This is a genomic window from Spirosoma pollinicola (genome assembly GCF_002831565.1).
In the GTDB taxonomy this organism is placed as follows: Bacteria; Bacteroidota; Bacteroidia; order Cytophagales; family Spirosomataceae; genus Spirosoma; species Spirosoma pollinicola.
The window spans coordinates 4187740-4200138 of record NZ_CP025096.1 but is presented as its reverse complement, the minus strand read 5'-3'; the positions used below and the strand labels follow the sequence as shown (position 1 = coordinate 4200138).

Genomic DNA, 12399 nt, shown 5'->3' with positions numbered 1-12399 from the left:
ACGTACGATTCGTCTGGATGAACAGCAATAGTCTAATCCACTGAAAATGGTATACTTCCGTGATAACTTTCGGAAAGAAGGGAGCCTTTTTAAGTTACATCACCCGTAATTTATGACACGAATTGTTCACAAACACCCCCTAGCGATCCGGTGGTTTCACTGGATCAACTTTCCCATTCTAACCATAATGATCTGGAGTGGCCTGTTGATCTATTGGGCCTATGATCCTTATAAAATTGTGATTGGCGATACCGTTCTGATCCAATTTTTTCCAGCATGGTTTTACCACTGGTTGAACGTCCCGGCCCAACTAGCCAGGGGACAGGCCTGGCATTTTGTGTTTCAATGGTTGTTTATTAGTAACGGCATCTTGTATGTGAGCTATACGTTCGTGTCGGGCGAGTGGCGGCTGTTACTGCCCAACCGACACTCGTTCCGGGAGGCCTGGCGGGTGGGGCTACACGACCTGCATCTCCGAAAAACGGTTCCGCCACAAGCGAAATACAATGCGGCTCAACGCATTGCGTATTCAGCCATCCTGTTCATGGGAGTAGGGTCAGCCCTGACGGGTTATGCTATTTACAAGCCCATTCAATTTAACTGGCTGACCTGGCTGATGGGCGGCTATGAAACGGCCCGACTTATCCATTTTGGGCTGACAATCGGCTATGTTCTGTTTTTCGTGATTCACATCACCCAGGTTATGCTGGCAGGCTGGCACAATTTTCAAAGCATGATTACTGGTTTCGAGCGGAAAAATGAACGTACTGAAACACAAACCGCTGCGTGAAGAATTAACGTCCGAAGGGCAAATTCGCCGGCGAACCCTGAAGGCGATGCTGGGCTTTGGCTTAGCCGGTTTGGTGCTGGTGGGCGTTTGGCAGTACGTAAAATACCAACCCGATGCCGATGGCATCCCGGCCATTCTACGGAAGCTGCTGTATAGAAATGAAAAAGTAGCGAACGTTTATTTCAGCCCAGCGCACCTGGCCCCAACCTATCCGGTCAGTCGGGACGCAACTCCACCCCGGGTCAATGGGATGGAGGGTTTAGCGAGTGACATTGAGCTGAATGGGTATCAGATCACGGTCGAACAGACGGGGCCGTACGCCAATAAAGGTGAGCATTGACGAGCTAAAAAAACTGCCCCAACACGACTTAATTTTCAACTTTAAGTGTGTGGAAGGCTGGAGCCAGATTCAGCATTGGCGTGGCGTAAAATTTGCTGATTTTGTGACCCACTATGGCCTGGGTACCCGAAGCGGCCAAGCTCCTTCGGCCGACAATTTGGCTGATTTTTATTCGTACGTTGGTCTGGAAACGCCCGATGGCGGGTATTATGTCGGCCTGGATATGCCTAGTGCCTTACACCCACAAACACTGCTGGCGTTTGCCATGAATGGTCAACCCATCACAGCGGAGCACGGGGCTCCGGTTCGGTTACTAATTCCCGTTAAATACGGCGTCAAACATCTCAAACGCATCGGCACGATTCGTTTTGCTGACGAGCGCCCGCGTGATTATTGGGCCGAGGAAGGCTATGATTATCACCTGGGTTTATAACAACGGTAACTGGTCCAGGTAGTAGGCTGACAGAGGCTCGTTGACCCTATAACCAGTTTTAAACACACGTCAGTATGCATTCATTCACTCCATTAATCGTAGCCGCCAGTCTGGCACTGACTTTACTCAATCTGAGTACAGCACGTCTTACGGGAGGACTTCCTCATCCGAAATTGACAAAGCCGATTACTACCTATGCGCCCGTGGCCGTCCTGGAATTATTTACCTCACAGGGTTGCTCAAGCTGCCCTGCCGCCGATCGGCTCCTAACTGAAACGCTGGCCGAAGCCGCTAAAGCCAACAAAAATATTATTGGTCTGTCGTTTCACGTTGATTACTGGGACCGGCTGGGTTGGAAAGATCCATTCAGTAATCATAGCTTTACCCAACGACAGTACCAATACAGTGAGCGCTTTGCTCAGACGGGCGTTTATACGCCCCAGGAAGTCCTCAACGGTCAACAGGAGTTTGTGGGCTCTAATCGGAACAAACAAAGTAGCACGCTGAAAGAGGCTTTATCGATACCTGCTACTGCAGACATCAAACTAACCGTTTCTACACCCCAAAACAATCAATTAACCATTTCCTATTTGCTGGCTGGAGACCTTACCAAGGCAGTTTTGCATGTAGCTGTTGTCAGCAAGACCACCGAAACAATTGTTAATCGGGGCGAAAACGCCGGTAGAAAGTTAGCGCACGATAATGTTGTACGAGTCTTCCTAACCGTTCCAGCCACGGAAAAGGGTGTGGTGACGCTTGCGTTGCCAATTGATTACGATGCCCGTAACGGAGCGGTTGTGGCGTATGTGCAAACACAGCAGACCCTCGCTATTCGTGGGGCCGAAAAGGTGAATTTGTAAAATAAAAGGTCGTTTTTGATTTCCGTATGCGACGGATTGTAGTGGACAGTTATTAAAACAATTAGCGTCTCCAAAATTAAGTTTTAAGAGACTTTGGTTCAATTAAACGTCACCTTTCCTGAACGACGGCTAGGAAAAATACAAAGCATTGGAAAGGGGAGGGGAAGATGCGCTTACGTCAACTTTATTGGTAAAGTACTATTTTCATGCGAGATTTAGATTGACTATCTGCTCCTGGTTAGCAACACTGTTCACCAGTTGATGGACGTTTGTATTAGGGCCAATACACCGTCTCGCGTTTAGAGCGTTTTCATGAACGATGCTACTGATAAGTTAGGTGAGGCAATTCCGCGCCTACCTTGGCACGCTTAAGAGGAGGCACAAACGCCAGGCAATCAGTTAATTCCTCGGCTCAGCTGCCTTGAAGGCCAATGTCGACCAACTTTTTGAGGTGGGCTAACTGATCGGCACCCTCCGAATCAACTGCCTGAGGCAACTGTCCAGACAGATGCTTCAGGAACGCTGTCCGGGATGGCGCACTAGAAATCGCTTGTTTGCCGGGGACGGGCGCTGCCTGCAGGAACTGGTCCATCAGTCCGGTGGCCTGGCTCAGGTTACTCCTTAAAACCGTCTGGTAGGCCAGTAGTTGATGGGGACTTAAACTCAGCTTGTCATCGAGAAAGTACTGAGCAAAACGAATGGCGCTGATGCAGTTGCGCAGGTCATGAACGAGTACATCCAATCGATGGGACGGCTCCGGTTCCTTCTCGGATAGGGACGGCTGCGTTTTCGGAGAGTCAGGACGGCGTCGCTTCATCGATCGTACTTAGTCGTTTTCTTGCTTTAAATGAGGACAGCCGCCGTTCTGGAAAAGGGATAAAGAACCTACTAAGATCAGCATCCTAAATGGCATTGGTTGGTGGGTTCAAACCGTCCCTTCCGCTCTACACTGAATCCGCCCATGTGAAGAGATGAACCAACTGACCATCAATTAGTTTTAGCTACCCCTCATCTGTAGGCGGCTGATTGAGCTATACAGCTATGAAAAATCATTGTGTGATAGACTCCTCATGTCGAGTTTGACACCGCCACGCTATTCGGTTAATGAACTATGTAGTCTGGTCGGGTTTAAAAATAGAAGGTTATTGTAACGCATCTGTAGGCTAATGGCTCGCTTCCATCGAGGCCAGGCTCTTTGCCAACCGGTGGCTCGGGCTATTTCTGCCTGAAATTCAGCCACGACCTGCCGTTTCAAAGGATAATAGACCGTTGGTCGTCTTACCGTAGCGTGAATGAGTCCTGTTGTCATAATTCCACCGTTGCCTAATTCGCTATCTGTTCGCCAAAATACGAAATCGCCAGCTACCTACTCGTTGATGCACTCTATCATAAAACGGCTAATTCTTGAAGCAGATCCATGAATGCGGCATCGTCTCATATAGGAGCATTTCGTGAGACTTGTGTGCCATTCTTTTACCACTGTATGTTATTCATCATACGTTGGTAAAAGCTTTATATCGGTTCGTGATTTACTTCCCAACAAACGAAACGGCACCTCAGTGATAGTTTGTCGATTGCAGGCTTTAGGTAAACATATGGCCACTTATACCACTGGTTCGACCGCTAGCTAATCAACTTACCAATGGTGTTGTAAATACTCGTTCATTCGTAGGAATGACACAATCTTAATGATAAGGCCAAAACTGATATGCAACGAAACAGCTTCCTGAAAGCCGGTTTGGCAACCGCGACCTTGCTGGCTTCTCCTTTCTTATGGGCGGCCGACACCCTAAAAAACTACCGCATGGACAAAGGCTTTAAAGTCGATGCGGGGAAGGACCGATTTGATCATGCCATTTCCCTTTTTGATGGCGATACCTTTATGACCAAGGTGTCCACCAAAGACACCAATGGAGATTTGTACGTGTATGAATCCAGTCGTGTGAAGGAAGGAGGACCTGCTCTGCACACCCACTTTGAACAGGATGAACTGTGGTATGTGCTGGAAGGCGAATTTTTAATTAAGGTGGGTGATGTCATTCACCAGGCGAAGGTGGGTGATAGTGTGTTTGGTCCGCGAAACGTGCCGCATTGTTTTGCCAAAATAGGCCCGGGTGATGGCCGGTTATTGATGACGTTTCAGCCAGCGGGTAAAATGGAAGCATTTTTCCAACAGGTAAGCGAAGGAGCGCTCAAAACGATGAGCGAAGCCGAGCAGGACAAGTTTCGGCAGGATCATGGCTTTAAGCGAGTAGGCCCTCCCATCAATCAGTTAAAAAAGTAGCATTGATGGCTAGAACGGCTAGATGATTATACTTCATCACTTTCGTGGCTTACTTTTCAACGTACGAAAACGACTTTCATCAGTTAACCTTAGCCAAGACTTTAGGGAGTATGCCTCGCCCATTTTTGGATTGAAAGTGCCTCAATCAGCGAGTTAGCCGTAATCCTTAGTGGACAAAACACCCAAAAACATGGCAGAAAGGCAAAATTTCAATACCACTAATGCTCCACGGATGAGCCAAGTATTTCCCCAAGCCGTCATAGCCGACAAATTTATTTTTTTATCGGGAACGCCGGGCTTAGCCATTGACTCCGGCCAAGTCATTAGTGCTGATTTTGAGGATCAAACCCGACAATGTTTTCAAAATATTAAACTCATTCTGGAAGAAGCGGGCAGCAACTTAAGCAACGTGGTGAAGACGACCATCTTTATGGTAGCCGGTCATGATTTTGGTGTTATCAATAAAGTGTATGCGGAGTTTTTCCCGGCTAATCCCCCGGCCCGTAGCACGCCTCAGGTGATGCCCTTTCCAGCGGGCATTTTAATTTCGGTTGAATGTATCGCTCTGAAATAGCCAAGTAAGTTGGTTCACTATAAAGGGCTTTAGTGGTAATATTAGCTTTCGTACCTCGTAGGCTACTACGAAACATAATGTAGCAATAAATGTCCCATTTATGAAGCAGACAAATGACGATTCTATCGTCTCACTTATGAGCCTTATTTGAGAAGTCGAAATTTATCTAGCTAAGCAACTAGTTCTTGAGAACTTTAACGCCTTTGTCCTTGTACAGCCAAGAAGGGGCGATCGTCGGCACATCCTGTTGACAAATTTGCGGCTTTGAATACCGTATTTTTCGTAGTCAAGTTGCAAATGTGGAGTTATATGAACGAAATACTCCGCGTATGAAGCCAAAGAACAACCCAGTAAAAGTTAGTTCGGAGGAGCTTATAAGGGCCTGGGTAGACTGGCTTAATTAGTACATTTGTGATCCGGTATACTGTCTCGATAGTATGAAAACCATAGCTCTTTTGCTTCCTGTTTGGCTTCTGTTAGGCACCTATGCCAGTTGGGGGCAAAGTCGGTTCTCGGTTTCCATCAATCTGGCGCCTACCTTTTCGCATTCTAATAGTAAATCTGTAATCCCCCCGACTAACAATCCGGCGGTTCCAATCGCCACGGCCACTGAAGTGCTCATTCAATCCCATAGCCTGGGGTACTCGGTAGGCCTGATGGGACATTATGCCCTGACCACCAAATGGTCCCTGTCAACCGGGGTTTGGGCCACTCAGACGCAGTCGAGCCAAGGCAAGCTTATACTCAATGGGGATGCGATTGCGTTGAGCTACTCCAACAAGCATCCCTTCCATTATGCTTACCGCGTTCCCATTTTTGTCAACTATCAATCGTCCACTAACCGCATTTCCCCCTATTTTTCCGTGGGGTCTTCGGCGGATTTTCGCTCTACTAGTTATGCCTACATCAATGGGCAGGAAATTCCAATAAAATTAGGTAAACCAGTTGCTATCAGTCCTCTGCTGGTGGGAGCAGGCGTGATTGGTCAGTTAAAAAGGCAACTGACGTTGGTAGTTCAACCCATGCTCGAGTACGATTTGCAGGCTCATCCTACTTATACCTATTACCACACGTATCAACTAAGTTTACAGACCCAGTTACGGTATCGTTTTTAAGATCTGGTTAATACAATGGCCCTTGTCCAACAACTCGTAAGCTACGGACAGTACCGCAGTAGCTGGCCACTTGACATTTATTAAAAAAGCCGTCTAATTAAATGCCCCAATCAAGAAGCAGACGTATGTAAGCTCATGTGTCTCGCATAGGAGGGTTTTGTGGGACGATTATCGTTTGAATAACTCTCCACTCTTGTGGGTAGAATTCGACAAGCTAGTAGGTTACCTCCGTTAGACCTTTAGCCAACCCCTGAAGGCCCGGCTCCCATAGTACGACTCGGCTCCATTGTGATAGACAAAGACATGGCCGTAGCGAAAATCGGCAAACAGGGCACCACCCAGTTGGCGAATAGCAGCCGGTGTTTTTACCCAACTTGATGTTTTCAGGTCGAACTTACCCAATTGCTGCAGCTCCCGATATTGTTCCTCGCTCAACAAGTCAATACCCATACTAGCCGCCATCTCAATGGCACTCGTTGCCGGTTTATTGGCTTTCCTGGAAGCCCATGCTTGCTGATCGTAACAAAGACTGCGGCGGCCTTTAGGCGTTTCGGGTGAGCAATCATAAAAAAGATACTCGTTTGTCTGCTTATCTTGACCAACCACATCCGGTTCACCGCCCGTGCGGTCCATTTCATGGAGTGACCACATTTTAGTTGGCGTCTCATTTAGCCTGGCTTGTACAGCGGCCCAGGCAATACCCGGATGGCGGTGGCTGTGGTTGTCAAAACGAGCCTTTAAAACGCTGAAAAATTCGTCCCGCTGTTGGGAGGACAATTCATCTTCTCTATAGTTCATGATGGTTCACTTTTAGAGGGAGTTCAGCCCGATTTTTCTGTCCGCTGGCCGGAAATACCAGGACAAAGCGATAAATAGGAGTTGAAAAGAAGGCCCAGCTATGGCTTTGGCAGTATAATCACTAATCGCCAGATGAGAAAAAAGCGCGCCTACCATAGCAAAAAAGAAACCCGCATAAGCCCACTCTTTAAGCAGCCTGAAGTGGGGCAGTAAGAGGGCGATAACGCCCAGAATTTTTCCGGTGCCCAAGATAGTCAAGAAATAGAGAGGGTACCCCAGGCTAGTCACCATGTCAACCCACTCCTTTGTTCGGAGTACCGAGAAAATGCCGCTTTGTAGCATCCCCAAAGCCAGCAGGCCGGTAGAAACCCAATAAATCAGTTTGTCTTGCTTGCTCATAAGGGATCAGTTTACTTGGTTCATAATCGTTTGCAATCGGTTGTGGGCCATCGTCAAACCCTTGGCAAAGGGCAACTGCAGCATAAGGTCCCGGCTGGCCACCGACCGATACACCGTATGGATGGTGAGCCGACTCGTCGTGAGGGTAAGCGGTTCAAATTCCAAAAACTCCAGTTGAACCTCAAAGCGCTGGGCCGATGTAAGCGGATTCTCCATTTGGAAGGTGCGGGTGATTTTTCGATTGGGCATGAATTCGTGAATTACGCCATGGGCCCGGAAGACGACCTTGTTTTGGGCATCGGTCGTTTCAAACTGCCAACCGCCGTGTTGTTTGTTTTCGAGTTTGAGCACTTTCGTACCCATCCATTGGGCGACCAGTTCAGGCTCCTGGTAGGCTTTGAACAGCCGTTCGACCGGCAGGTCAAACTCGCGGGTAATCAACAGATCCTGTTTGCCGTTTTCGGCCTGAATCGTCGTTTTTCGTTCCATATCGATCTATTTATCCGACTTGTAGTGTTTCATGATCGTTTCCAGCCTAGTGAAACGCTCTTCCCACATGGCCCGGAAGGGCTCAATAAAGTCAGCGACGTCTTTCATTTTCTGAGCGTTCAGGTGGTAGTAAATCTCCCTACCCGTTTGTGTCTGCTGGAGTAGCTCGCACTCGGTTAGGATTTGCAGGTGTTTGGAAACGGTAGGCCGGGCGGAGTCAAAGTTGGCCGCAATGGCCCCCGCGGTCATGGCTTGTGTGGCGACCAACAGTAAGATAGCTCTCCGGGTTGGGTCGGCGATCGCTTGGAATACATCTCGTCTCAAGTTCATTGTGTAGCTATTTGACTACAAATTTATGTGTAGTTATTTGGCTACACAAGTTTTTCGTCAAAAATCTTCCTGGTAACGTGCCTCGACTGCAAAGGAGCCGTGGAATACTCGTAAACTTAGGCTAAGTAGGTGCAAGGAAGACGGGATGTAAGCTAACAATAGTCTTCTCAAAAAACACCCAGATCAAGCAGCAGACGTATGTAAGCTCATGTGTCTCGCATAGGAGCGAGTTATGAGACAGTAACTTTAATCTCTGTCCACTCTAGTGAGCAGCATACGCTGAAAGCGTTCACGAAAAGGTTTCAATAAATAAACGCTTATGTGTTAACATGTACTTAATGAAATTACCCAATTTCTCGCCTATGCCTTTTAACCATAGCAAGGGCCTAGCCCTTTTGTCCATTTTCGCTTGACGAGCTACACTCATAGTCTGTTCGACTATCAGCATTAACGTTCTACCTGGATTTGCACTAGCTGCTTAGCCCAAAAGAAGCTCTCAACTGTCTAGGCTAAACCCTAACGTGGCAAAGGCTTGCTTGAGCTTTGCTCTTGTAAAAGGCTTCTCCAGATAATAATCCGCCCCAACGCCATCGACCGCTCTACCTCAAGCGTACCAGAAGCATTCATAAGAATGACTTTGGGTGAAGGAGTCATCTGCTTGCTATCCGTTAGCAACCGCAAAGCGGTCCCTTGAGGAGGCTCGTTTACTAATGCAACAACAATTTCCTGTTGTTGCATTAGTAAACGAGCCTCCTCAAGGGACTTGGTTAGCCTAGGGGTAAGGCCAAGGCGACTTAACAAGCCACTCAATAGCAAATAGCTGTCCGGGTCAGGGTCAACCAGCAGGGTAAACGGCAAGCGATTAATTGCTTCAGGATGGTGATCACTCATGGGCACGAACGGTTAAGTCTGCTTGTATTCAGTGACAGATGGTAGATACTTGGTCGGGGGTTAATGAACGCGTTTTGTTTAATAACTGTCCACCACTTTCTATGGATTACGTAAGGCAACAAGTATGAATTAAATTTCATCGGTATCTTTCCACAAACGAGCATCAATTGGGAAAGATGACGTCCGGGCTACGGTTATCTGCCCAAATGAAGTATGTGCCGGGTGAAGCAGGTAGTTAAATGAGTCTGGTACCACCGCCGAAGGGACACCAATCGCTAACACATCGGGCCTGGCCAACCAGGGGGCTATGGCCTGATGATTCACACCAAAATCCGCTTCATCCCGCCAATTTGTCGGCAAATCTGAAGCATGAAGCAAACGGGACGGTTCGGGTATTACCAATGTAAGGAGCACTAATCGAGGTAAGTCGCTGTAGGGTAATGATCGTAAGTGGACGATCTGTTCCAGCAAGGCTAATTCAGGGCTAGCTGAGGTGTAAAGGATACCAACACCTGGCGGATTCCAGCGACCCCCTAGCCGTCGCGCTCCTTCTGCTGAGAGGGGTGTACTCAGGAAGCGTTCTTTAATAAGCCGGTAGACACGCACCGGTGATTCAGTGGAGGTCATGACAAATCTTAGGAGTAGATGCCATGTTCAATCCGCCCCAACACGGTATGGACCATACTAAAGCCAATGGTGGTATCTAAAAGTGCAACGGGTGCCTGCCGACGGAGTTCCGGTAAAGGCCCATGTAACCAGCGACCCAATACATCGGTCCGACCATCAAATACGTCCAGTCCATGCTTGATTAATACCTCCAGTAAAAGGAGTCGCTCTGATGCATTACTATCCAATCGAGCGTCGGGACGCAGCCTATGAAGCGTCCGCTCCGAAAGATTCAAAATACGGGCCATCTCTTTATCGGTTAGCCCAATAGGCCTGGCCACTTCATCGGCTTTGGCCCGACTCAAGCCCGCTCGCGACTGCTCGACTATGGCAAAGCCATCGCCTGTCCACTCTGTATCTGTGCTTAGCTCCATGAGTTTACTATTTTCTGTCACTAAGGTAACCGCCATTTGGCACATTCACAACATACTGCTCTATTTGACGCACTAATACACCACATGATTTCACCAAATTCTTGTTTATGAGCGACCTATCACCCTCAAAGGGAATCGGGTGGAGATGACTATTTGGCTTATTCTTTTTGTTCGACGGTTGACTTCAAGAAGGGTCATCTATCATTTCGTACAATTAAAGGCATAAGAATTTCATTAAATGAACAATATAAGTAGCTATAAATCAGAAGGCTATGTTGAATTTAGGCACTCATAAAAATCGTTCACGAAAACCCTTCAATAATTGAACCATTAACCTAAGTGACCAAATTTCTAATTCCGCTAACTTTTTAGCCTGAAATCGTTCACGAAAAGGTTAGTGACTGTTGCACAACTCTTTTGGGATGAGAGTACCCTTGAAGTAACCCGTCCCATAAAGGCAAAAAAGAGCCCCCTGGATGCAAAGCCAACACCTGAGTAATGACCTTAGGCCAGCGCTTGGCCAACAGCCACTTCTTGAGATTGTAGGCCGTTGCTGCCATCACCATCCGCTTATGAGCACTATCTTTTCCCTTGCCTGGAGATCGACGCATCCCAAATTAATTCAGTAAACTACCAAAGACTGGCTCAACCACCGTACTCCGTCGCCGTTTCAGCCGCTTCCCTTTCGCACTCCTCGAGCGAGCTTCCATCCGCTCATACTCCCGGTAATACATGGTCACACTGAGTGATTTACGATCTCTGTTACCATAACAACTTTCCTTGATGGGACAATTTTGACAGGCGCTGAAGCTGGCAATGTAGTGGTAGTTGCCATACCCACCGGCCATCTTCAGGCCATGATTGCGTAAAATGGCCCCTTGAGTACAGCGGTATTGATCCTTCTCCGGTTCATACGTAAAGAGATCATGGACGGGGATGTACCGCCCTAACAACGGGATGTACGCTTCGATTTGACGATGCTCTAAAGCCGAATAATTTTCTCCTGAGCTGAATCGCACCGGCGCCCCGGCCAGCATCGGCGAGCACACACCGAAATGGTAAGTTCAACCTTGATAATCGAGTGCGGGTTCGGTCGACTATGTGGAGCAAATGGCGCGAATCTTTCTGGTCAGCCGAGTCGGCCTGAATGTGGGTAATCACATGGTGGTCGGACCGCCGAAGCGGCACAATCGACAGCCATATTGGCCAGGTAATAGAGCCGAAAGGCCTTGTTGGGTTTAGTGGCCAAGCAGGCCTGCGGATCGTTTGGGTTGTAATAGACTCGATTATTGCGCGTCACTTTCTTGGGGTTAACGTACTGTTTTTCTTTAGTAAACGACACTCGGTCAGGAACTTGAGCCCGTGGCTGCTCATTTTTCTCCAGCGTCCACTTGGCTAAGGGTTTGGCTTCTAACTTATCTACGGAAGCATTGGCTTCCACGAAAGCAGCATCAATAGCCTGGGCGTGCCCATCGACTAGCCCAAGTTCAACATTCTGAGTCAACACATACTTAAAACACAATCGCTTCGGCGCTCCGATCGAACACTTTCTCGGGCAGGCGCTGCCGAGTGCGCGATAGGGTACTATGCCAGGGTAAGGCTTGGCCCAACTCGTAGTTTAAGAAATACAGGATGTCCAATCGGAGTTGGCAACAGCGAATGATCGCTCGATCCGAAGTAAGGTTTTCCAATCGGAGCGCCGAAGCGATGCCCCACCAGCATTAGTTTAACAAATGCAACGGGATCAATCGACTTTTGGCCGCATTTGCCATAGAAAGGCTTGACCGTTTCGTATAAAAACGTCAGATCAATGACCTGTTTTAAGCCCGGGCCGCCGATGCGGTCGATATAGATTTTGCTGGGGTACACAATGGTCAAGTAGTAGCCTATGACCTTGTTAAGGAGCGGTGTGTTTTTTGCCTACCATACGTCAAGATAGGCATCTATCTCAATACTAGGCTAATAGCGTTGTGCAACAGTCATAAACGTTTTTATGAACAGCTAATTTAAACGAATTGGGCCATCTGTTGTCAACTTTATGGGTTGCACAGCAACG

The 12399-nt window shown here is 48.0% G+C and carries 20 protein-coding genes; 7 read left to right on the top strand and 13 right to left on the bottom strand.

Going from position 1 to position 12399, the window contains the following annotated elements; genetic code table 11:
* Positions 1–112 precede the first annotated feature (112 nt).
* From CWM47_RS17610 to CWM47_RS17600, 4 genes are all read left to right on the top strand, one after another.
* Positions 113–790: a cytochrome b/b6 domain-containing protein gene (locus CWM47_RS17610; RefSeq protein WP_100989553.1), complete on the top strand. Its 678-nt coding sequence runs from the start codon at positions 113–115 to the stop codon at positions 788–790.
* Positions 759–1130, top strand: a complete 372-nt coding sequence (locus CWM47_RS39265; protein ID WP_240625939.1) for a hypothetical protein — start codon at positions 759–761, stop codon at positions 1128–1130. Before CWM47_RS17610 ends, CWM47_RS39265 begins: the two co-directional genes overlap by 32 nt.
* On the top strand, positions 1072–1563 hold the full coding sequence (locus tag CWM47_RS39260) for a molybdopterin-dependent oxidoreductase (RefSeq protein WP_240625938.1): 492 nt from the start codon (positions 1072–1074) through the stop codon (positions 1561–1563). The genes CWM47_RS39265 and CWM47_RS39260 overlap by 59 nt, the downstream gene beginning before the upstream one ends.
* 74 nt (positions 1564–1637) lie before the next feature.
* Positions 1638–2423: a DUF1223 domain-containing protein gene (locus tag CWM47_RS17600; RefSeq protein ID WP_100989552.1), complete on the top strand. Its 786-nt coding sequence runs from the start codon at positions 1638–1640 to the stop codon at positions 2421–2423.
* Positions 2424–2835: 412 nt separating this feature from the next.
* Here the strand turns inward: CWM47_RS17600 and CWM47_RS17595 are convergent, their stop codons facing one another.
* Positions 2836–3240 carry a hypothetical protein gene (locus CWM47_RS17595; RefSeq protein WP_100989551.1) on the bottom strand — a complete coding sequence of 135 codons (405 nt, stop codon included), beginning with the start codon at positions 3238–3240 and terminating at the stop codon, positions 2836–2838.
* Between the two features lie 891 nt (positions 3241–4131).
* On the opposite strand from CWM47_RS17595, the gene CWM47_RS17590 reads away from it, so the two are divergent.
* The 3 genes from CWM47_RS17590 (at position 4132) to CWM47_RS17580 (ending at position 6396) form a co-directional block, all read left to right on the top strand.
* The gene (locus CWM47_RS17590) at positions 4132–4707 is read left to right on the top strand and encodes a cupin domain-containing protein (protein ID WP_100989550.1); all 576 of its coding nucleotides are present in this window, start codon (positions 4132–4134) and stop codon (positions 4705–4707) included.
* A 190-nt stretch (positions 4708–4897) separates the two neighbouring features.
* The gene (locus CWM47_RS17585) at positions 4898–5281 is read left to right on the top strand and encodes a RidA family protein (RefSeq protein WP_100989549.1); all 384 of its coding nucleotides are present in this window, start codon (positions 4898–4900) and stop codon (positions 5279–5281) included.
* Between the two features lie 437 nt (positions 5282–5718).
* The gene (locus CWM47_RS17580) at positions 5719–6396 is read left to right on the top strand and encodes a hypothetical protein (RefSeq protein WP_100989548.1); all 678 of its coding nucleotides are present in this window, start codon (positions 5719–5721) and stop codon (positions 6394–6396) included.
* A gap of 231 nt (positions 6397–6627) precedes the next feature.
* Here CWM47_RS17580 and CWM47_RS17575 read toward each other — a convergent pair whose 3' ends face one another.
* From CWM47_RS17575 to CWM47_RS39255, 12 genes are all read right to left on the bottom strand, one after another.
* Positions 6628–7194 carry a DUF4256 domain-containing protein gene (locus tag CWM47_RS17575; protein ID WP_100989547.1) on the bottom strand — a complete coding sequence of 189 codons (567 nt, stop codon included), beginning with the start codon at positions 7192–7194 and terminating at the stop codon, positions 6628–6630.
* 12 nt (positions 7195–7206) lie between these two features.
* Positions 7207–7593, bottom strand: a complete 387-nt coding sequence (locus CWM47_RS17570) for a DoxX family protein (protein WP_100989546.1) — start codon at positions 7591–7593, stop codon at positions 7207–7209.
* Between the two features lie 6 nt (positions 7594–7599).
* A complete protein-coding gene (locus tag CWM47_RS17565; RefSeq protein WP_100989545.1) occupies positions 7600–8082 on the bottom strand; it encodes an SRPBCC domain-containing protein in 483 nt (160 codons plus the stop codon).
* Positions 8083–8088: 6 nt separating this feature from the next.
* Positions 8089–8412, bottom strand: a complete 324-nt coding sequence (locus CWM47_RS17560) for an ArsR/SmtB family transcription factor (RefSeq protein WP_100989544.1) — start codon at positions 8410–8412, stop codon at positions 8089–8091.
* Between the two features lie 516 nt (positions 8413–8928).
* Positions 8929–9303, bottom strand: coding sequence for a hypothetical protein (locus CWM47_RS17555; RefSeq protein WP_100989543.1), 375 nt, complete (start codon positions 9301–9303; stop codon positions 8929–8931).
* Positions 9304–9432: 129 nt separating this feature from the next.
* The gene (locus CWM47_RS17550; protein ID WP_100989542.1) at positions 9433–9930 is read right to left on the bottom strand and encodes an RES family NAD+ phosphorylase; all 498 of its coding nucleotides are present in this window, start codon (positions 9928–9930) and stop codon (positions 9433–9435) included.
* 8 nt (positions 9931–9938) lie between these two features.
* Complete coding sequence (gene parS, locus CWM47_RS17545) at positions 9939–10343, bottom strand: type II RES/Xre toxin-antitoxin system antitoxin (RefSeq protein WP_100993923.1); 405 nt, start codon at positions 10341–10343, stop codon at positions 9939–9941.
* Between the two features lie 383 nt (positions 10344–10726).
* On the bottom strand, positions 10727–10954 hold the full coding sequence (locus CWM47_RS17540; RefSeq protein WP_100989541.1) for a hypothetical protein: 228 nt from the start codon (positions 10952–10954) through the stop codon (positions 10727–10729).
* A 6-nt stretch (positions 10955–10960) separates the two neighbouring features.
* Positions 10961–11392 (bottom strand): transposase, encoded by a 432-nt coding sequence (locus tag CWM47_RS17535; RefSeq protein WP_157815986.1) that lies wholly within the window; start codon positions 11390–11392, stop codon positions 10961–10963.
* An 80-nt stretch (positions 11393–11472) separates the two neighbouring features.
* The gene (locus tag CWM47_RS17530) at positions 11473–11850 is read right to left on the bottom strand and encodes a hypothetical protein (RefSeq protein WP_100989539.1); all 378 of its coding nucleotides are present in this window, start codon (positions 11848–11850) and stop codon (positions 11473–11475) included.
* A gap of 4 nt (positions 11851–11854) precedes the next feature.
* Positions 11855–11983 carry a transposase gene (locus tag CWM47_RS40275; protein WP_394342020.1) on the bottom strand — a complete coding sequence of 43 codons (129 nt, stop codon included), beginning with the start codon at positions 11981–11983 and terminating at the stop codon, positions 11855–11857.
* Entirely contained in the window at positions 11928–12212 is a 285-nt protein-coding gene (locus tag CWM47_RS39255) for a hypothetical protein (protein ID WP_240625937.1), read from the bottom strand. Before CWM47_RS39255 ends, CWM47_RS40275 begins: the two co-directional genes overlap by 56 nt.
* Positions 12213–12399: the final 187 nt, after the last annotated feature.